Source organism: Winogradskyella sp. PC D3.3, from assembly GCF_054366245.1.
Map to the genome: position 1 here is coordinate 3,836,391 of NZ_CM135962.1, position 21,885 is coordinate 3,858,275.

Here is a 21,885-nt window from a genome sequence, read left to right on the forward strand (position 1 = left end):
TACATTCTAGAAGTGTAGAACCTCGCCTCTATGAATTGCGCTATCACTTCCGATGATAAATTTACTGTTTTTTGGAATAAATCTAAAAACAATATTACCTTGTTTCGATTTTAGTTTCATATCAGCAATTACAACACTCGCAGTCAACATCTTAAAATCATAAACAAGCATACTATTATTTTTAATAGTACGCAGTATTGAGGCTTCAATTTGGGTGGGTTGGGGTAATTGATCTGCGAAAGTTGAATCTATATGTGTTGCATAAATATAAGACTGATTTTGTCTTGCTTTGGTTTCTTCTGGAGACTTTCGCATTAAATAAGCCATTTTAATGCCTAACCAAACCACTGCGTTAAACACCAAATTCTGCTTAAAATGCTTTTTATAAAATATTTGCATGGCACCGTAGAACCGTTTGGCATATTTAGCATCTCTTAATGTACTTTCTCCTTTAAAATGAATTACAGTGGTCTCACCAAAATAAAAATTATCATATCCTGCTTTTTTGATTTTATACGATAAGTCAATGTCTTCACCATACATAAAATAAGCATCGTCAAATCCACCAACAGCTTCATACACCGTTTTCTTAAGCCACATAAAAGCGCCTACTAAAATATCAACAGTTCCTATAGCATCAACGGCAACATCATTCGCATAATAATCGCTAGCATCACCTAAAACTTTCTTTAAAGAAACCTTTGGCGTGGGTACATTACGTTTGCTTTCTGGAAGAAATTTCCCTTTTCCATCTATGAGCTGGCACCCAACAATCCCAAGATTTGTTTTAGTTTCTGCAAAATCTAAAAGTTTAGTAAACGTATCTTCTGCAACTACAGTATCCGGATTTAAAATACAGAGGTAGTCGCCTTTTGCTTGCGCCACTCCAATATTATTTCCTTTTGAAAATCCTAAATTCTCCTTATTCGCTATCAATTTTACAGAAGGAAATTGTTCTTTTACCATAGCACAACTATCATCTGAAGAGTTGTTATCTACGACAATAATTTCGGCATCAATAGTAGCAATTGCAGCCGCTACACTTTTTAGACATAATTCTAAAAAATAGCGTACATTATAATTTAATATGATTACGGATAACTTCAATGGCACTTATGATTTTAAAGAGGCCTCAAAAGGCACACGGTCTATAATACTACGACCTAAAGTAATTTCATCGGTATATTCTAATTCGTTACCTGACGCAACTCCTCTAGCTATGGTAGAGGTAGCAACCTGGTACGCTTGTATTTGTCTAAAAATATAGAAGTTGGTTGTATCACCTTCCATGGTTGGGCTCATAGCAAAAATCAATTCTTTAACTTTTCCTGTTTTTACTTTTTCAACTAAGGTCGAAATGTTTAAATCTTGTGGCCCAATACCGTCCATAGGCGATATTTTCCCACCTAAAACATGGTACAAGCCTTTAAAAGAGCTCGTGTTTTCTACAGCCATAACATCTCTAATATCTTCAACAACACAGATCAATTCGTTATTCCGGTTAGGATTTGAACAAATTTCACAAAGCGATTGGTCACTAATATTATGACACGATTTACAGAAATTAATTTCAGCCCTCACCTTTGTCAGCGCATTTGCTAATTGAAAGGTTTGATGTTCTGGTTGACGCAACATATGTAACACTAAACGCAATGCTGTACGCTTACCAATCCCTGGTAATTGCGACATCTCATTCACTGCATTTTCTAAGAGTTTTGATGAAAATTCCATAAGCGCGAAGGTACTGATTTTTGCACATAAAAAGGTAGTTGTAATAAAAGTCTATTTTAGAGTTAATTAGCAATTGTTCGCTATTTTTTTCATAATTAATTCTAATTTAAGCCCCTCGTTTTTTGCAAATGCACTACTTTCATAAATTATACTAAAATTTAATTCTCATGTCTCCAATAGCAATACTGATATTAATTGTATGTTACTTTGCTTTACTTATTTTAATCTCTTATTTCACTGGAAAAGAAGATTCTAACGCCGCTTTTTTAAGGCAAACAAATCAGCGCCATGGTATTTAGTAGCCTTTGGAATGATTGGAGCCTCCTTATCTGGTGTAACTTTTATTTCTGTCCCAGGTGCCATTGAGGCCAAACAATTTGGGTATTTACAGGTAGTTTTTGGTTACTTTTTTGGGTATTTAATTATAGCCTACGTGTTATTACCACTGTATTACAAATTAAACCTCACATCAATATACACCTACCTAAGAGACCGTTTTGGTAGCGTTAGTTACAAAACAGGATCAGTAGCATTTCTAATCTCTAGAACTGTTGGTGCGGCATTTCGTTTATTCTTAGTCGCTAAAGTATTACAACTTTTAGTCTTTGATCTTTTTGATATTCCGTTTGCCATTACAGTTATAATTACAATCGCCTTAATTTGGCTCTATACCTTTAAAGGAGGTATAAAAACAATCATTTTTACAGATACACTTCAAACCTTATTTATGTTAGTTTCTGTTGTTGTTACAATTGTATTTTTAGCCTCTGCTTTAGATTTAAACAGTATTGGAGAACTTATAACTTATACCAAAGAAAGCAACCTCAGTAAGGTATTCTTTTTTGAAGACGGCAACGATTCACAATATTTTTGGAAAAGTTTCTTGTCTGGAATATTCATTACCATCACCATGACAGGCTTAGATCAAGACATGATGCAAAAAAACCTAACCTGTCGCAATTTAAAAGACGCGCAAAAAAACATGGTGACCTTTAGTGTGGTTCTCATTTTTGTCAACATCCTGTTCTTAGTCCTTGGATTAATGTTAACACAGTATGCTGCAACAAATGGTATTACAGCTTCTAAAGATGATTTATTCCCAACTATAGCAATGCTTCCTGAAATAGGAATTGTAACCTCGGCATTCTTTTTACTCGGTTTAATTGCGGCTGCGTATTCTAGTGCAGATTCGGCGTTAACCTCATTAACCACATCGTTTTGCTTTGATATTTTAGATATTGAAAATAAACCCCAAGCCAAAAGAAAAGGCTTAAGAAAACGCGTGCATATTGGTTTTAGTGTACTACTTGTTTTGGTAATCTTGTTATTCGACTTAATTTTTAAAGATGTCTCTGTGATTTGGGAACTCTTTAAAGCTGCCGGTTATACCTATGGACCATTATTAGGCCTATTTGCTTTTGGCTTAATCACCAAATATCAAATTAAAGATAAACTGGTTTGGATTGTAGCCATTGTTGCACCACTTATTTCATACACCTTAAACCTATATTCTAAAGACTTATTTAACGGTCATGAAATTGGATTTGAAATATTAATATACAATGGCCTACTTATGTTTTTAGGACTGCTTTTAATAAAAAAGAAGGCTTAATACTGACCTGTACTTAGTAATACTAAAGTACAAGCTTCTTCATACATAATATGCTGTTGCTTTAGTAGATTATAAAATTCCGGATTTTCAGTCCCAGGGTTAAAAATTACACGCTTAGGATGTAAACCAATAATATAATCATAATAGGGTTTTTGGCGCTGCGGATTAAGATATAACGTTACGGTATCTATATGCTTATACGGCATTAATTCTGTATCAATAGACACATCTTCAACCGTACCAGACTTTAACCCAAAGGCCTTAACTTCATGATTATAACTCCGTAATCTTTTTATGGCAATGTTAGAATAGCGCTCAGGTTTTAACGACGCTCCGATAACTAATGTTCTTTTATTCATAATGTTAAAATAATGTTAAGCAAACTTTTTAGAGTAACACATCCTAAATATAGTCGTCTACTGTTAAACAAACTATCAAATCAATCAAAAAATCAATCAACAATGAAGCATTTCTTACTAATGCTTATAATGATCTCATCAACCATTATAAGTGCACAACCCCATTCCAATTCTGATATTAAAGACGGTTCTGTTTCAGGACGTGTTATAGACGCGGAACTCAACGAACCTTTACCTTATGTAAATATTGTCATTAAAGATATGGCAAATAAAATCATTACAGGTGGCATCACTAATGACGACGGAACCTTTGAAATTCAAAATATTCCTGAAGGTAAAATCATCGTTTCCATTCAATTTGTAGGCTTTAAAACGGTCGACAAAATCATAAGTATTGGCAAAGGAAACTACAAACCCAACCTTGGTGATATAAAACTCGAAGAAGAGTCTACGAGCTTAGATGAAGTGACTATCGTTGCCGATGTGTCCACCATTCAGCAAAAGGTAGATAGAAAAGTTATTACTATTGGAAAAGACTTGCAAACAGCAGGTGCAACAGCAAGTGAGATCATGAACAACTTACCCGCTGTTAGTGTCGATCAACAATCCGGTGCCATTAGCTTAAGGGGAAACCAAAATGTACGTGTCATGGTCGATGGCAAATTATCAAACATACCAGCAGAACAATTACTAAAACAGATTCCGTCAACCTCAATAAAAAGTATTGAGCTCATTACAAATCCTTCTGCAAAATATAATCCTGAAGGCATGAGCGGTATTATTAATATCGTACTACATAAAAACACACAAATTGGTTTTAATGGTAATATTAATTTTGGTTTGGCTCACGACATTGAACCAAAATTCAATAGTTCTATCGATGCCAATTACAGAAATGGTAAACTCAATTTTTACGGCGCTTACAGTAATAGTATTGTTAAAAATGCGAATGATGGCGGATTTAACAGAACTGAACAAAACATTGAGCAAAACTTCGATATTTTAAACAATAACAAATCCCACTTATTTAAAGTTGGATTAGATTACTACTTAGACGACAAAAACACCATTTCAGTTTTCACCAATCAAAATACATTTAATGGTAAGCCCATTGTAAATTCTGAAATCCTATATCTCGCCAATCCAAGTCTTAATGAATCTCAATTTATGAATGGAGAGGTTAATAATGATTCGCAGCAGTACAACTTTAATTACAAGCATAATTTTAACGAAGAAGGTCATAATATAGAGCTTGAAGTTGACTATAATACTTACGAAGGCTTAGGGGATACCAACAATATATTTTACAACTCACAACGTCCAAATTTTATAGAAGACACCGATACTGACAGAACGAATACGACTATAAATTTAGATTATGTTAACCCAATATCAGAAACAACAAAATTAGAATTAGGTTTAGAAGCACGCTTGTTTGACACTGGTATTTTTTATGAATCTAATAGACGTGAAAGAAATGTATTTGGCGACTATATTCCAACCACTACACAATTTGATTACGCCAGAGATATTTATTCTGCTTACGCCACCTATGGCAAAAAAATAGAAAAATGGAGCTACCAAGTGGGAGTTAGAGCCGAAACGGTAAACGTAGATTCTAAAGCCTATAAAAAGGATTTAGCTTCAAATGAAGAATTAAATATTCCTTTTAAAAATGATTACTTTGAATTATACCCTTCGGCGTTCGTAACCTATACGCCTTCAGAAAAAAACTCATATCAATTAAGTTATAGCAGACGAATAGATCGTCCTGGCATTGGACAAGTAAATCCATTACCAGAATGGAGTACCCCTTTAATTTCACAATTTGGTAATCAAGAATTACGTCCACAATTCACTAATTCTGTAGAAACCAATTACACCAGACAATTTGAAAAAGGAAGCATAACGGCTGGAGTATTTTATAGAATTATTGAAGATGAAATTCAACAAGCCATACTAATTGACCGTACAGACATCAATCGTTTAATAATGACGAATATGAATTTTGACAACAGCACCTCATATGGTGTGGAAGTCTCTTCAAATTACCGTCCAACAAAATGGTGGAGTGTTAATGCTAGTTTCGATTTATTCTCGCAAACCCAAAAAAGTGTAGCAGAATCGTTTGATGGCAACCAAGATATTGTTTTAAACACGGTTGAAGTCGATAATGTGGCTTGGAGTGCAAGAGCTTTTAATAATTTTAAAGTCAGTAAAAGCTTAAGTTTTTCAGCCTTTGGAATGTACCGTGGAAAAAATAAAAATATTCAATTTGAAATGAGTGAAATGCTCATGGTAAATCTTGGAATGCGTTATAGTTTTATGGAAAACAGAGCGAGTTTCAGTCTAAGTTATAATGACATTTTTAATACGATGTATGCTGAATTTGAAAGCAAAAGACCTTATGAACAATACGGACGTTTTAATTGGGAAAGTCAACAAATATCAGCACGTTTATCGTACCGTTTTGGTGGTGGAAAATACAGCGCTAAATCTCGAAAACAGCGTGATAACGACGTAAAAGACGGAGGAGGCATGTTCTAAACACCTGTTTAATAGTTGAGCCAAATGTTGATGGTTAGTGTTGGTACTTAACTATTACATAAAGAAAACCCGAAACGAAAGTTTCGGGTTTTTGTTAAATGCACGTTAAAAGTGAAAAGCGGTGAAATAAAACGCCTCTTTTTACGTCTACTGTAATATAGTTTTAAGTAATAGTAATTATAAATTAGTTTTTATAATAGTGTTAGTTAAGTTGGTTAATAGCTGAAAAGCCCAGACGAATTTTTGTTTGGGCTTTTTTTATAGCAAAAACACATTAAAATTTAAGCTAGTTAAACAACGGTCACAAATTATGTTCTGTTCTATAATTTTATAAATATTTATCCCCCAATCCCCCAACATCTAAAACCTAACCACCTAATCCCTAATACCTAATCCCTAAGCCCTAATCCCTACCTCCTATATAACTCACAGAACTATAATAAATTTATTAAATAAAATGGAGTTGTAAATTGCTTTCAGTTCTATAGCCTTACAGAGAATATACAGAATTTTTTTACAATTTTTCTAAGCCCTAAGCATGGTAAATTGCTTTCAATTCTATATTTTTATAGCAGATTCACAGGCATAATTAACGTACATTAGTAGGTAGGTGTTGTGAATTGCTTTCAGTTCTATAGCTTTATAGATAATTCGCAGAAATGCATTTTGAAGCATGATAGTATTGTTTGTTGTGAATTGCTTTCAGTTCTATATCTTTATAGATAATTCGCAGGCATACAGAAAACCTAAATATGCACGCAGTAGTTGTGAATTGCTTTCAGTTCTATATCTTTATAGATAATTCGCAGGCTTTTACAGGCGCACGCCAACCCACGTTAGTTGTGAATTGCTTTCAGTTCTATATCTTTATAGATAATTCGCAGGAATGTAAAGGAATACCATTTTGAAACTTATGTTGTGAATTGCTTTCAGTTCTATATCTTTATAGATAATTCGCAGGTTACGAGCAACTTCAAGCGTCTATTGAGAAGTTGTGAATTGCTTTCAGTTCTATATCTTTATAGATAATTCGCAGGATCTGCAGAAATGTAATCGTATGTAAATGTGTTGTGAATTGCTTTCAGTTCTATATCTTTATAGATAATTCGCAGGCTTTATATTTTGGATCGTTTAATAAAGCGTGTTGTGAATTGCTTTCAGTTCTATATCTTTATAGATAATTCGCAGGAGAAAAGTCCTAAAGACCACAGAATAATAAGTTGTGAATTGCTTTCAGTTCTATATCTTTATAGATAATTCGCAGGAAACAATGTTGTAATGGATGTTAAAAAAGAGTTGTGAATTGCTTTCAGTTCTATATCTTTATAGATAATTCGCAGGTATTCATTTAAAAAACAAAACTCATGGAAGGTTGTGAATTGCTTTCAGTTCTATATCTTTATAGATAATTCGCAGGCAAAAGACGTATATTAAACTCTAGGTATAAGTTGTGAATTGCTTTCAGTTCTATATCTTTATAGATAATTCGCAGGTCAGGGAACTCATCGACCCATACCATATTAGTTGTGAATTGCTTTCAGTTCTATATCTTTATAGATAATTCGCAGGGGGTCGTAGAAACTCAACCGATGACAATAGTTGTGAATTGCTTTCAGTTCTATATCTTTATAGATAATTCGCAGGAAAAGCCATCACATCTATACAGTTAGATTAGTTGTGAATTGCTTTCAGTTCTATATCTTTATAGATAATTCGCAGGTACAATGGATGGTGATTATTTGAAAATATAGTTGTGAATTGCTTTCAGTTCTATATCTTTATAGATAATTCGCAGGATATGGACTACAAAGAAAGACTTAAATTAAGTTGTGAATTGCTTTCAGTTCTATATCTTTATAGATAATTCGCAGGCAAGGCTATGGTGTCGTTGCGATTGATTAAGTTGTGAATTGCTTTCAGTTCTATATCTTTATAGATAATTCGCAGGAGTTAAAGCGCCTGTAACAAATAAAACCAAGTTGTGAATTGCTTTCAGTTCTATATCTTTATAGATAATTCGCAGGTTAAAAACGAAGGTGGCTTTGGTCGTGTAGGTTGTGAATTGCTTTCAGTTCTATATCTTTATAGATAATTCGCAGGTGATAAATTTATAACATAGAAATAAATACTGTTGTGAATTGCTTTCAGTTCTATATCTTTATAGATAATTCGCAGGATTTAATACAACTACATACACGGCAACAGTGTTGTGAATTGCTTTCAGTTCTATATCTTTATAGATAATTCGCAGGATACTTGCTATAATACGCTGGTATCCTGTTTTTTACATACACCATTAAAATCACACAAAATACTGGTCTTAAAGAAGACAACAGCACCTAGAACCTCAGTTTTATAATCCTAAAAAAGCTCTAATTGCTGACTTGGAGACTCGGGTTCCACTGCCTTCTTACCGTGAAACAATTCCATCATCCCAAACTGCTTATCCGTAATCTGCATAATACAAACCTTGCCTTTTTTAGGTAACGCATTTTTAGTGCGCTTAATATGAACTGCAGCATTTTCTCTACTCGGACAAAAACGCATATAAATACTAAACTGAAACATAGCAAAGCCATCAGTAATTAATCCTTTTCTAAAGCCCGAAGCTACTTTCCGCTCCGTAGGCGTTTCGGTAGGTAAATCAAAAAACACCAAGACCCACATACTTCTATATTGATTTAACCGTGTAAGAGATAATGCCATAAATAATAGCCATTTTAGCCTACCCGTTTTTTAATAGCTTGCAAACTCCGGATACAGTAGTTTTCTACGGCCTCCTTCAAAGCATTCATACAAACTTGCAGTGGTACGGCTCATCGCATTCATCAAAGGACTCCGTTTTCCATCTATTACCACATCCATAGCAGGAATAAGCAACAATTCCTTTTTAATACTTGTATTCAAGGCTTCAATATTACAACCGCTTTCTACAATATCATACACCACAGCATCAACATAGGGCCTATAAGGTTCCATCACATCATCTGCCAAACAATAAGCATTGTACTTATTGCGATGAAAGATTCCCACTGAGGGCAATAATCCACTACTCACCAAAGCTCGTGCGGTTATAGCACGCAAAATAGCATACCCATAATTAAGCAAATTATTAGGTGCCATAGCTTTCCGATTTCTACTAAATCCCGCTATAGCAAATAAATTTTGAAAGTAAAATGCTGCTGCCAAAGCTTCCTGATTTCCCAAATCACCACTACTTACCGAACGCGCATAACGCTTTAATCGAAGCGCATTTTTACCCCGAGCTAAAAAATGATTAGCTTGATTATCTATTTTAGCCACCACCGTTTGCTGCCACAACTGTTTCTTTAAGGGCACACTCGCATTTAATTGATACCGCATCCGCTCCGTTTGCTCACTATGACCTACCAAAGGCTGTAAAAAACCAGTGGGCAAATGCTGCTTATCACAGGTAATAACAGCCGTTTTATGTTGTACCAATTGCATCAGTAAACCATTGGTGATCGTAATCTGTGGATGCTCTAAAACCACATAACCCAAATCTTCAATAGGAACAGTCACATCCTGTTTTTCTGAATCAGGAAAAGCAACCACTAACTGCTCGTTTCGAGTACTTAAATAAGCGGGATTACTAAAAAACAGAGTGCGCTTAATCATCGTTTAAGCTTTTGAAATATGACCTAAGCGATTCACTTTAAGTTTCCAGCAATACTTTTTCACTTGTGTCTTTCCATCAATCATATTTTGATTTTTGTTTTGTTGACTACCTAATCCAAATTCATTTTGTATAAGTTCTTTTTCTGATATACTTATTTTATTTTCAGCTTTTAATTCATTATAAATTTCTTTATTTTTTTTACCATGAAACCTCCAAATTGGAGTAGAAACAGAATATGATACAAAGTTCGCAATCTCTTCACTGCCATCAACATATTTATATATTCTATTTAGTTGCTCGTTTGTTAGATTTTTAAAATCAACTTTAGATGGATTTTCAATTTCTTCTTCTGTTGGCACATAAACTAAATCTAATGGAGAAAGTGTAAATATTCTATGAAATTCATTTTTATATTTATCAAAAAATTTATCGGGTAATGGATGTAAACGATTGTTAGAATCTTGTTTTAATGTCTCTATAAGGTCAATTAAACCAATAGATTTAAATTTTCGTTCTGTTACATTATTCCCATTATCATCCTGATAAACTCTTTCGTAAAAGCCTAAATAAAGATTAGAACCAGCAGCTGTAACTACAAATTGCTTTGATTTTACAGATGAGACATCATCACTTATAGCTCGTTCTTTCCCAAAACCTTGGAATGTTTGAACCTTATATATTGGTTTGTGAAATTCACCATCATTAAGCCTTTTAAGCTCATTAGGTTCATTCATTTTCTCAATAGCTTCTGGTATAAATGCCATTTCAGGATGCTCATCTATTTCATATTTATTCTTGTTGTTCTCTAATTTTTCATTTCTAAAATTACGTTCAGAAATTTTTTCTATGAATAAATTTAATTTTGAATAATCAGTCTTTTCATATTTAAATGAATTAATTCTTAAATATTTTATTAAATCCTCTATTGCTTTAAAACTATTCGTTTCATCACTTACTATTGCCTCTAATTCTTGTTTTTCAACTACTGCATATAAATAATTTATAGCCTCTTCAAACGGAAGTTTAATAGTATCAAATTGACTTAAATGATTATTAAGTATTTGTTGAATACCTTTATCTGTTATTTTCCTAATTTTTGCTCGGTTAAATTTATCATTTAACTTTTCTCTTTCTACTCTTATTTCTTGATTATTAACTATGCGCTTACCGTAAACTGTTTCCTTACTTAATTGTCTGCGTATAGCCCAGTTTTGTTTTTTACCTAAATTATATTTTTGAATTGCAAACTTATTTTTGTTAGGAGTATTATTATATCTATTTATCGTTTTATTTATTACCCGAAGATTTTGTTTAAAAGTAACGACGGTATGTTGTAAAGCGGTTAAAACCATTTTTTGATAATCCTGTCCAAATGAATCAAAATTTTTATATGAATACGACATTTCTATAACCGAATCCCTATGAGAATTTTCTTCACCTTTTTTTCTGAATTCTCCCGGTAACATGTAATACCAATTTTTCTCATCTTGTCCAACATCCTTTTTAGTAAACATTATTTTTCGTTTCAATGTCAAACGATATTTTTCAATTTGTTTTTGTTTACCATAATTTTCTGATGAGGAATTTGAATTAATATTATTGATGTAATTCACATGATCTTCTGTACATAAAGCTACGATTAGAGCATCTAAAGCATGATGTCTATGGTCTATCCGTTTAATATTATAGGATTCATCTTTTTCCCTAATACTCTTATCTAAATTACAATTAAAATATTGATGTCCGGATTTTGAGGTTTGCCATCTTCCAAAAAGATAAGATTGATCTTCGCTTGGATTATCACTAAAGAGCTCTGGCTGAATAAGTTTATTTAAACGAATATATCGCGAAGCAACTAATGCTGTCCAAACTTGATCTAATTTCCAAGCTCGTTTCAATTCCGTAGTTATTTTTCCTGTAACTGGTAATACATTTTTAGAACGGAATTCTACTTCTCCCTTTTCTCTTACAATATGACTTAACAGCTCCATGGCTTTACGTGCAATATGTCGAGCATTATTCATTTGGCTATTAGTAAATTCTTTCGGAATATCCTGAGAAAGAAGGACAAAACGTTTTGTCCCTGAAAATTGCGTTTTTACAATATTAACATATTCTTCCTCAGAACAAATAGGTATTCCAGCATAGGATTGTCCATTTCTCGACTGAATAAAAGCTCTAGCTGTTTGGTTACTTTTCAACTTATTTAATTCAACTTCAACAACAACTTTATTACTTAAGGAATTATTGGTAATTAAAGCTTGTGGAAAAATATGATCAATATTGTATTTATTACCATCAAATAAATCGGTTATTTTTATAATCTGACCAGAATAAGGAGAACGATAACCTTGCTCTATCCACAATTTATATTTTTCAAAATCTGCCTTTGTGATATGTGGTTTTTTGAGAATGCCTTCAATAGTCTTTTTTGTAATATTTTCTCTTTTCAATTCTTCATTCTCTTCAAAAAATTTCTTGTCAAAATTATTTCTATTTATAGCCGCATCTTCCACAATTTTTAATCGCTCAAAATGATCTTTACTATTTAAAATCGCATTGTATGGATTATTTATTAAAAACTCTTCTAAAACTTGGCGAATACGTTTGTTTTGAGCTCGATTCCCAGCTATACGCCTAGAATCAGTTTCTTTATCTTTTGCAGATTTTTTAAGTTCTCTTCCTATTTCAAGATGTATCTTAGAGAAAAAATTTTCTTTTCCTTTACCGTAATAATCCCAAATATCAGCTACTACTTGCATCATTTCCAAAAGCACCTTTTCCGCTATTGGGTTATTCAACGAATGTTGCTTTAATTCTTGATGGAGTTCTTTTCTAATATCATCAGGAGAAATCCAATATTTTGCTTTGGCTAGTTCTGAATGACGTCCATAAACCAAATAAGAAGCTTGAGTTAAGTTTAACCCCTTAAAGTTTTCTTTATTTTTAAATGCTTTAAAGACATTAAATAATCCTTTTGGAAATGGCAATTCTCCTTTTTGTACATCTACATTTGTATCAACCACTTTGGAATAATCAATCTCTTTAGATAAAAAATTTAATTGTTCAAGCTTCTGAAGTATTGCTTCTTCACGTTTTAAGAGGCTTTTTTTCCATTTTATAAACCATTGTTCAGTTTTCCATTTGTCTTTTACGATTGGTTCACATAATCGTATCAATGGTAAAAGTTTTTTTAAAGCCTTTTCTGAATAAGCACAATATTTTGAATCATATTTTGGATAGTTTGCAAAATCATTAATAATTTTCTCTTTTACAATTTCATCAATATCATATCCTTTAAAAAAGGTATTGAAAAATGTTTTTAAGCTTTTATGATTATTGGCTATTCTTTCTTTGTAATTAACAGAATACAAATAATGCCAAAGTTCAAGTTCTTTTGATTGGGTTAAAAAATTTGAATATTCAATAAAACCACATCTCTTAAAACGAGTGGCAAAACTTACCCTTGTTTCATTTCCTTTTATTTCTTCATCTTCTGGAAACTTCCACACAAAATTTCCAAGTTTTTTATTGTAAGGAAGTTTGAATTTATCTTTACAAAATCTTAAAAATTGCTCTTGACTTAATGATTTCTGATTATTTAATTTTTCAAATAGCTTTTCATAATCTTCTTCATTTTTAATATAAGTTTTGGTTACGTCTACATTGGTTGAAATTTCACCTGTCACTTCATTTATCTTTTCAACCTCTATAAGTTTTAAGTTATGTAATTTATCCCAAATTCTAAATTCCTGAAAATAGGGATGAGAGGTTGAAATAACTTTATGAAAAATTGGTTCTTTACGTATTTTTATTTCTCCTGTTTCTTTATCAATCTCTTCTATCGGTTTACCTTCTTTATTTTCGATAGTTTTCCAGTATCTTATTTCATATTTACAATTTGCAATTTCTGACTTCTTACTTTTTAAAGGACGTTGGTACAATAAAATATCTTCTACTAATAAATGTTGAATAGCATTTTTATTTTTTAATAAAGCCTCTTGGTGTTTTTTATTTTTAGGATATAGCGTTTTCACACACTGCTCAAATACTTTTTTATCCTCTAAACTTGCATGGAATTTTTTTTGAGTTACTATAATTTCATTAAGCTCTTCACGGTAAAAATCTCTATCTACCACTTGAAACATACCGCCTATAATTTTGGTATGTTTGCCAGTTTTAGCATCGGACTTTAGTACACTATAAATTTTAGGTGAAATAAATTTCTTAGCACTATTATCTTTATTTTTTAACCCTTCTGCAATATTAAACGTAAGAGCTTCTTTTTCTGTTTTCTTTTTTAATAATGTCCAATCGGATGAATTATCACTAAAATCAGGCTCTCTAAGTTGTCTTTCTTTTCCTCGTATTACTTTGTTTTTCCCTTTATAATCATAAACAGTTTCTACTATATAATCATAAGGCTTATTTTGTGCATTTTGGTATTTATAAGTGAAGTTATTAATAGGCGGCTTTTCTTCAACCCAACCATTTTCATACTTTAAAATATATTTATGTTTATTATTTTCTTTCTCGTATTTTACATCTTGTATTTTTAATTCATAAATATCAATAATTTTGAATTCTGTTTTTTTATTATCAACATTACCTTCCTCATCAACTTTAGATGTTTTTATAACTTCTTTTAAATCCCCTTTAAAGGTCATTTGTTGATTCGAATATTCAGAATAAATAAAATTATCATTTCCTTCAAGGTGAACTTCATAATATGGCCTTTCTTCTTTATCAACTTTAAAAAAAACATCTTTTACTCTTAAATCTAACTCTTCAATAATTTCACCTTCTTTATTAGATTTATCTTCAACTTCTGTTTTTTCATAACCTCTTTTTTGATTATAGCTCAAAAGCACCCAAGCCAATTCTTCTAAACTTATTTTGTGAGACAGCGCTTTTTGTCTTAAATAATATAGAGTCCAATCATAGGGTATACGTTTACCTTTTTTATTTGTAACGTTTTCATCTCCAACATCATTTAACATGTCTATGTAAGAATCCATAAACAAAAATTCTGTTTTTTTACCTTTAGTTATTGGTAAATAAGCAATTTTAGGTTCTTTATTTTTCTTGAATTGACCGCTTTTTTCTCCTTTCGAATTTGTAAAATCAATATCGAGTTTATAATGTTTAGGAAGTGTATCTAATAAATTAAGCACTAAATGTAGCCTATCTCTTCTTAGTAAATACCTCTCATTTAGTCTTCTTGACCCTCTTTTTTCGGTTCTTTGAGCAGCAGTACTTTTAATTTTTCCACTACTTTCAAAATCTTTAATTTCTCCAGCATCCATTGGTATAATGCGTGAACCGAGTCCAATAATTTTTACTAAACTATTTTCATGGTCTATGTTCACCAACGCCCACCCAATACTATTAGTTCCTAAATCTAATCCTAATACGGTTTTCATTTCTTAATTATTTTGCCTCTAAACATATAAAATTATTTTAATTACTCCTTACGGGAAACCTCATTGCATATTAAAAATTATTGTTTTAAATTTACAGTCTGAAAGCAATTCACAATAAGGATTATTCCGTTGTGAAAACATTTAAGTTCACCTCTCGACTTTAACTGGGAGGTTTTTTTATGCCCTAACTAGATCTCCATAAACAACTCAACACCAAACCCTTTACGCATATCATACAAAGCCCCATCAATCTCCTGATAAAACTGCACTTGCCCTACACCAAAAACCTCTCCTGTACCATAAGCTAACGCAGGCAACACAATTCTATAATCCAAGGCTTCTGCAGACCTCCGCACTAATAACGGATCTGCAAATACGTGCTCAAAAGCCAAACAATCAAAATCAAAACGCACCAATCCTACAGACAAAACAACAACATCACAACCCTTCATAAAAACACCAGAATCAAGACCTTCTATAAAAAATACTCCTTCATTCCAATCTAATCCATAATCACAAGCTAACAACCTTGGCCGTTCAGGTGTTACCTTAAAATCATTAAACAACCGTACTCCCTGCCGCGTTTCTATCCCTAAAGCAACCTGCCTTTTACCCGGACCCGAAATCCTATCCAAATTCTTAATCCCCAAAAACAATGACATTAGCCTACTGTGAAGAGTACCATCTTTATGCCCTTTCAAAAAAGGTGCTAAAGCCTGCTTAAAAACCTTATTAATCTTAGAGCATCCTGCAAATTCAGTATTACTCTCTCGTACCCTTTCCATTGTAGGACTATGCTTAATGGCCGATCTTGTAAATCCTCCACCAGCCGCCCTTGCTATCGGAACACCTTTTCTATAATAAAAATTAATACCCTTTAACGTGCCTTCTAAAGGCACCAAACCTTTTTGTCTCGCCATAATACATTAATTTTCAACAATATAAATATATAAAATACATAAGATAAAAACCAAATCCCCCCTATTTACACCGACTATATGCCGACTTTATACCGACTTTATACTGACTTTATACTGACTTTATACTGACTTTCATCTATATCACCCCCCTATGCAATACCTACCACCCCCCTTTCTAATCCTGAGTTCCCATAGCCCAACCTCTACACACCTCCTTGCAAATAGCACCTTAACCTCAACAATAGCCAACCCATACTTACAGAAACATAAAAAGGCAGCCTATAATAAGGCCGCCTTTTTTCATATCAAAAACGCAATAACATTTGAGAGGGAAAAACCATTAACACAAGTCAATCACTCAAGCTTACTAGTATATATTTTACCGTCTTTCATTACAAATACCACTTGGGTAATGCTAGTCATAAAATCAGTCATAAGCGAACCCTTTACCGCAATAATATCTGCTTTGGCACCACGCTTTAAGACGCCAATGGCAGTCTCCTTATTTATACTTTGCGCTGCATGGTAAGTCGCCGACTGTAAAATATCTAAAGGGCGCATTCCCGATTCATAATAAGCGCGAAACATATCTCGTGAAGATTCACCACGCGTACCACCAATATCTGTATAGTTATCCGAACCTGCTACAATGGTGACTCCTTTTTCAATGGCTCTTGAAAGTCTGCTTTTCATTCTATCTAAATAATTATCAATCCAACCTAAATCATCATCGTCATAACCTGCAAGTTTACTATACGTTTCCATATAGGTTTTACTATTTTCTGTTGGCACCAAAAAGACCTTTTTTTCAGCCATTAAAGTTAAGGTTGAATCCGCTAAATTAAAGCCATGCTCAATACCATTTACACCAGCTTGTATAGCATTCCATGCCGATTGATTCGTTATAGAATGTGCTACCACACTAAGTCCATAAGCATCCGCAGTTTCCACAATCGCTTTCATTTCAGCGATGGATAAATGTGTATTGTTCGGAATGTTGTCTGCACAAATTTTAATGAGATCTACCTTTTGATTGACGTGCTCTCTTACCGCAACTTTAGCATCTTCTACTCCATTTATAATGCGGTATTCTAAATCGATGAGATTTTGATGTTTTGGAGATACACCGTAAACTTGACCTCCTGTTGCTGCAAGTATTGGACCTGATGCAAAAATGCGAGGGCCTTCAATAGTGCCTTCATTTATAGCATCGCGCAAGGCAACATCTAAAAACAATCCTGAATTACCTAGGTCTTTTACCGATGTGATGCCAAGGTCTAAATAAGATTTCGCTCGTTTCGAACCTCGGAGTGCTCTTATGGCATCACTTTCCATAGTAAGCGAATGAATGCTATGTTCGGAAAAATCTTCGCTTGCATCTTGAGAAAACAGCACATGTGTATGTGCATCAATAAGTCCTGGAAGAACCGTGTAATCTGTTAAATCTATAATTTCAGCATGCTCTGGAATAGAATTAAAAGCTCCAACAGATATGATTGTATTGCCTTTAACATGAATGACTTTATTCTTTATTAATACATTTTGTTCGCTATCGTATAAAAGTCCGGCTTTAATGTAAACATCGGTTTGTTGTGAGAATACACTTGATTGTAAACAAAGGATTAAGGATAATAAGACAAATAATTTTTGCATTGAGAATTAGGTTTAGTTGTGGCTGCTCTTTTTAAGTCTATAAAGCGCAAAAGCAAACAATAAAATCCCGACAATTAACATTACATATACCTTGGAATTATCTCCAAAATTTAAATTCTCAAAATCTAAATACGTAATTCCAAAAGTCAAAAAAATGATTGCAATAAATCCGACAAATCCTAAGTTATTCTTCATAATTAATATTTCTCGTTTTTATATGATATTTTCAACCAATCATTTTGATTTAAATCTTATGAGATCCCTTTTTTCAAAGGGATTTGTTTACCACTTCATAATCACACTTCCCCAAGTAAATCCACTACCAAAGGCTGCTAAAACAACCGTATCTCCTTCTTTTATTTTACCTTCTTCCCAAGCTTCGGTTAAAGCTATAGGAATAGAAGCCGCTGTTGTATTACCGTATTTCTGAATGTTATTAAAGACTTGATCGTCGTTCAACTTAAACTTACGTTGTATAAATTGTGAAATACGTAGGTTCGCTTGGTGTGGAATCAGCATATCAATAGCATCAACCTGAAGCTTATTCTTCATTAAACCTTCCATAATCACTTCGCTAAAACGCACTACAGCATTTTTAAAGACAAACTGACCGTTCATATGTGGAAAATAACTCTCGTCATTGGGGTCGTTATCGGCTAGAATATCACTTACCCAACGTTTCCCCATTCCTGGTGCGACTAACACCAATTCCTCAGCATGTTCTCCTTGCGAATGTAAATGTGTAGATAATATGCCTTTTGAATTATCCTCTTCTCGTGTTAAAATAACAGCTCCGGCACCATCACCAAAAATCACAGATACTCCACGACCTCTCGTGGTTTTATCTAAACCAAAAGAATGCAATTCACTACCAATAACTAAGATGTTTTTATACATCCCTGTTTTAATAAAATTATCGGCTACAGAAAGCGCATATACAAAACCAGAACACTGATTACGAACATCTAATGCTCCAACGGTTTTTATATCTAAAGCATGTTGTACTTGCACTCCTGGGCCAGGAAAGTACATATCAGGACTCAAGGTGGCAAAAACAATAAAGTCAATATCGTCTTTATCGATTCCTGAGCGTTCAATCGCTATTTTGGCCGCTTTAACTCCCATGGTTGCTGTAGTATCACCACTGCCCTTTTTAACCCAACGACGTTCTTTTATACCGGTGCGTTCTTGTATCCACTCGTCATTGGTGTCCATCATTTTAGACAAATCATCATTGGTTACAATATTATCTGGTACGTATTTACCTAAGCCTATTATTTTTGAATTGTACATCTAAAGTTCTTTTATTTCTGTGTTTCGGGTAATCTTTTGGGTATTCCAATTTAACAAATCTAACATTTTCAAAACTAGTAAAGATTTAGTTGTACTTATATTAACTATGCACGCATAGTATAATCTACAATTTTAACAATTGTCTCACACTTAGCGATTTCAAATTTAACTACCTTAAGGGCATTAACCAATTCCGAAAACAATATGAAAAAATTAATCCAACTTTGTGTGTTGCTTTGTGCCTTCAGCAGTTATGCCCAACAAAATTTGACCTACCAACTACCCTCCAAGGAAATTTTAGAATTAGCGGATGCTGATTTAGCACCAGCAGTACAAATTGATAGTAAAGGAGAAAACATGGTGTTACTCTATCGCAATCAATACAAATCTATAGCAGAGCTCTCTGAAACCGAATTACGATTAGCGGGTCTTAGAATTAATCCTGTTACAAATATTGGAAGTAGAACGACGTATTACACCAACTTAAAAGTCAAAAAAACGAAAGACAAAGATGCCAAACAGGTGTCCGGATTACCTAAAGAACCAAGATTATCGGGCTTTAGATGGTCGCCAGACGAATCTATGATTGCTTGTCTCAACACCACTGCAAAAGGTGTAGAAGTTTGGGTGGTAAACATTGCAGAAGCCAAAGCTACAAAGCTCACTGACGCCAATGTTAATGCCAATATGGGAAGTACTTTAAATTGGTTTAAAGACAACAAAAACTTATTAGTAAAACTATTACCAAGCGATAGAAAACCTTTAATTGATACTGATATTGCGGTACCAACTGGACCAACCATTTCGGTTAGCGACGGAGCCAAAGCGCAAAATAGAACGTATCAAGATTTATTAAAAACACCAAATGATGAATTTAATTTTGAGCAATTAGCGCGTTCCGAAATCAAAAAAGTATCTATTGATGGAAACATTGAAAACTTTTTAGCCGCAGATATGTATCGCAATATTAATTTTTCACCAGACGGAAAATACATTATGATAACAACCATAAAAAGACCGTTTTCATATTTGGTAACTTATTCTAGATTCCCGAGTGAAAGCATCATTTACAACACCAAAGGCACTCAGATTAAAACGGTAAACGAAGTTCCCCTAGATGAAGTAAGACCTAAAGGATTTATGGCTACACGTACAGGAAAGCGTAATATGACATGGAGAAAAGACCAACCTTCTACATTAGTCTGGGCTGAAGCATTAGACCAAGGAGATCCTGAAGTTGATGTGGCCTATAGAGATGCTGTTTATGAAGTAAAAGCTCCATTCGATGCCAAACCAAAATTAATTTTAAAAACCAAACAACGATTTTCTGGCATCCGATGGGGAAATGATCAAACCGCCGTAGCTTATGATTATTGGTGGAATACCAGAAATACAAAAACCTATCTTTTCAATCCTTCAAACCCTTCTGAAGTTAAGATTATATCCGACAGAAGCTACCAAGATGTGTATAGTAATCCTGGGAATTTTGTGAGTTCTAAAAACGAATATGGCGAATACACCCTAACCATAAGTGGTCATAAATTATTCCTTATGGGTGATGGGTATTCTAAAGAAGGACAATTCCCGTTTATAGATGAGTATAATATAAAAACGAATAAAACCAAACGCTTATACCAATCGGCTTACACTGATAAATTGGAAAGTTTATACAGTGCTATAGACATGAAAAAAGGCGATATTTTGGTTAGAATTGAATCTAAAACAGAATATCCTAATTACTATGTTAGAAACATCAAGAAAAAAAATAAACTAACAGCAATCACCGCTTTTGAAAATCCTTTTAAAAGTCTCGAAAACGTTAACAAACGTGTCATCAATTATAAAAGAGACGATGGCTTAGATTTAGAAGGCACACTTTATTTACCCTTAAGTTATGAAGAAGGTAAAAAATACCCAATGCTTTTATGGGCTTATCCTCGTGAGTTTAAAGATAAATCAAGTGCTGGACAAAGTACTGCAAACCCTAATGAATTTGTTTATCCTTATTGGGGGTCACCAATATATTGGGTGACTAAAGGCTATGTGGTTTTAGATGATGCAGCCTTCCCTATTGTTGGTGAAGGAGATGAAGAACCTAACGATACCTTTAGAACACAATTAGTCGCCAATGCAAAAGCAGCGATTGATGCTGTTGACAATCTCGGGTATATTGACAGAAAAAAAGTCGCCGTTGGTGGCCATAGTTATGGTGCGTTTATGACCGCTAATTTATTGTCGCATTCTAATTTATTCGCTGCAGGCATAGCACGAAGTGGTGCTTATAATAGAACCTTAACACCTTTTGGCTTCCAAAGTGAAGAGCGTAGTTATTGGGATGCACCTGAAGTGTATTATAATATGTCTCCTTTTATGCATGCTGACAAGATGAAAACTCCGTTGCTTTTAATTCATGGCGTTGCCGATAACAATTCGGGGACCTATCCTTTACAAAGTGAGCGTTATTTTAATGCCTTAAAAGGTTTAGGGGCACCTGTGCGATTGGTAATGCTACCTAAAGAGAGTCATGGCTATAGAGCTAAAGAGTCTATTATGCACATGCTTTGGGAACAAGACCAATGGTTAGAAAAACATGTTAAAAACAAAGTTGAAAAAGCAGAAGTAATTGACACTGAAAAAGACGAAAAGATTAAAGATTAATTAATCGTTTTCTCAATCTAAAAGAGCCATTCATAAACTGAATGGCTCT

At 33.4% G+C, this 21,885-nt stretch carries 12 protein-coding genes, 1 pseudogene and 1 CRISPR repeat array; of the genes and pseudogenes, 3 read left to right on the plus strand and 10 right to left on the minus strand.

Annotated elements, in window-relative coordinates:
- Positions 1-6 precede the first annotated feature (6 nt).
- Positions 7-1,107, minus strand: coding sequence for a glycosyltransferase family 2 protein (locus ACXGSQ_RS17090; RefSeq protein ID WP_458627348.1), 1,101 nt, complete (start codon positions 1,105-1,107; stop codon positions 7-9).
- A gap of 6 nt (positions 1,108-1,113) precedes the next feature.
- A complete protein-coding gene (recR, locus tag ACXGSQ_RS17095) occupies positions 1,114-1,731 on the minus strand; it encodes a recombination mediator RecR (protein ID WP_458627349.1) in 618 nt (205 codons plus the stop codon).
- 167 nt (positions 1,732-1,898) lie between these two features.
- Between recR and ACXGSQ_RS17100 the strand changes: the two are divergent.
- Positions 1,899-3,343 (plus strand): annotated as a pseudogene (locus ACXGSQ_RS17100) (sodium:solute symporter).
- Here ACXGSQ_RS17100 and ACXGSQ_RS17105 read toward each other — a convergent pair.
- On the minus strand, positions 3,340-3,702 hold the full coding sequence (locus tag ACXGSQ_RS17105) for a CoA-binding protein (protein ID WP_458627350.1): 363 nt from the start codon (positions 3,700-3,702) through the stop codon (positions 3,340-3,342). The pseudogene ACXGSQ_RS17100 and the gene ACXGSQ_RS17105 overlap by 4 nt on opposite strands.
- A 102-nt stretch (positions 3,703-3,804) precedes the next feature.
- On the opposite strand from ACXGSQ_RS17105, the gene ACXGSQ_RS17110 reads away from it, so the two are divergent.
- On the plus strand, positions 3,805-6,249 hold the full coding sequence (locus ACXGSQ_RS17110; RefSeq protein ID WP_458627351.1) for a TonB-dependent receptor domain-containing protein: 2,445 nt from the start codon (positions 3,805-3,807) through the stop codon (positions 6,247-6,249).
- Between the two features lie 462 nt (positions 6,250-6,711).
- Positions 6,712-8,501: a CRISPR direct-repeat array (repeat unit 46 nt; unit sequence GTTGTGAATTGCTTTCAGTTCTATATCTTTATAGATAATTCGCAGG).
- Between the two features lie 109 nt (positions 8,502-8,610).
- Here ACXGSQ_RS17110 and cas2 read toward each other — a convergent pair.
- From cas2 to ACXGSQ_RS17145, 7 genes are all read right to left on the minus strand, one after another.
- Entirely contained in the window at positions 8,611-8,955 is a 345-nt protein-coding gene (cas2, locus tag ACXGSQ_RS17115; protein WP_458627352.1) for a CRISPR-associated endonuclease Cas2, read from the minus strand.
- Between the two features lie 30 nt (positions 8,956-8,985).
- Positions 8,986-9,888 carry a type II CRISPR-associated endonuclease Cas1 gene (gene cas1, locus ACXGSQ_RS17120; protein WP_458627353.1) on the minus strand — a complete coding sequence of 301 codons (903 nt, stop codon included), beginning with the start codon at positions 9,886-9,888 and terminating at the stop codon, positions 8,986-8,988.
- A gap of 3 nt (positions 9,889-9,891) precedes the next feature.
- Positions 9,892-15,312 (minus strand): type II CRISPR RNA-guided endonuclease Cas9, encoded by a 5,421-nt coding sequence (gene cas9, locus ACXGSQ_RS17125; RefSeq protein ID WP_458627354.1) that lies wholly within the window; start codon positions 15,310-15,312, stop codon positions 9,892-9,894.
- Positions 15,313-15,500: 188 nt separating this feature from the next.
- On the minus strand, positions 15,501-16,232 hold the full coding sequence (locus tag ACXGSQ_RS17130) for a hypothetical protein (protein WP_458627355.1): 732 nt from the start codon (positions 16,230-16,232) through the stop codon (positions 15,501-15,503).
- A 354-nt stretch (positions 16,233-16,586) separates the two neighbouring features.
- Positions 16,587-17,885: an amidohydrolase family protein gene (locus ACXGSQ_RS17135; RefSeq protein ID WP_458627356.1), complete on the minus strand. Its 1,299-nt coding sequence runs from the start codon at positions 17,883-17,885 to the stop codon at positions 16,587-16,589.
- 12 nt (positions 17,886-17,897) lie between these two features.
- A complete protein-coding gene (locus ACXGSQ_RS17140; protein ID WP_458627357.1) occupies positions 17,898-18,080 on the minus strand; it encodes a hypothetical protein in 183 nt (60 codons plus the stop codon).
- A gap of 87 nt (positions 18,081-18,167) precedes the next feature.
- Complete coding sequence (locus ACXGSQ_RS17145; protein WP_458627358.1) at positions 18,168-19,178, minus strand: 3-oxoacyl-ACP synthase III family protein; 1,011 nt, start codon at positions 19,176-19,178, stop codon at positions 18,168-18,170.
- Between the two features lie 204 nt (positions 19,179-19,382).
- Between ACXGSQ_RS17145 and ACXGSQ_RS17150 the strand changes: the two genes are divergently transcribed.
- Complete coding sequence (locus tag ACXGSQ_RS17150; RefSeq protein ID WP_458627359.1) at positions 19,383-21,836, plus strand: alpha/beta hydrolase family protein; 2,454 nt, start codon at positions 19,383-19,385, stop codon at positions 21,834-21,836.
- The last annotated feature ends 49 nt before the right edge of the window (positions 21,837-21,885 follow it).

What these genes read in the sequence shown, in the direction of transcription:
- cas2 (WP_458627352.1), bottom strand. Translation starts at nt 8,955, where the DNA reads ATGGCATTATCTCTTACACGGTTAAATCAATATAGAAGTATGTGGGTC.
- recR (WP_458627349.1), bottom strand. Translation starts at nt 1,731, where the DNA reads ATGGAATTTTCATCAAAACTCTTAGAAAATGCAGTGAATGAGATGTCG.
- ACXGSQ_RS17130 (WP_458627355.1), bottom strand. Translation starts at nt 16,232, where the DNA reads ATGGCGAGACAAAAAGGTTTGGTGCCTTTAGAAGGCACGTTAAAGGGT.
- ACXGSQ_RS17105 (WP_458627350.1), bottom strand. Translation starts at nt 3,702, where the DNA reads ATGAATAAAAGAACATTAGTTATCGGAGCGTCGTTAAAACCTGAGCGC.
- cas1 (WP_458627353.1), bottom strand. Translation starts at nt 9,888, where the DNA reads ATGATTAAGCGCACTCTGTTTTTTAGTAATCCCGCTTATTTAAGTACT.
- ACXGSQ_RS17150 (WP_458627359.1), top strand. Translation starts at nt 19,383, where the DNA reads ATGAAAAAATTAATCCAACTTTGTGTGTTGCTTTGTGCCTTCAGCAGT.
- ACXGSQ_RS17110 (WP_458627351.1), top strand. Translation starts at nt 3,805, where the DNA reads ATGAAGCATTTCTTACTAATGCTTATAATGATCTCATCAACCATTATA.
- ACXGSQ_RS17135 (WP_458627356.1), bottom strand. Translation starts at nt 17,885, where the DNA reads ATGCAAAAATTATTTGTCTTATTATCCTTAATCCTTTGTTTACAATCA.
- ACXGSQ_RS17140 (WP_458627357.1), bottom strand. Translation starts at nt 18,080, where the DNA reads ATGAAGAATAACTTAGGATTTGTCGGATTTATTGCAATCATTTTTTTG.
- ACXGSQ_RS17145 (WP_458627358.1), bottom strand. Translation starts at nt 19,178, where the DNA reads ATGTACAATTCAAAAATAATAGGCTTAGGTAAATACGTACCAGATAAT.
- cas9 (WP_458627354.1), bottom strand. Translation starts at nt 15,312, where the DNA reads ATGAAAACCGTATTAGGATTAGATTTAGGAACTAATAGTATTGGGTGG.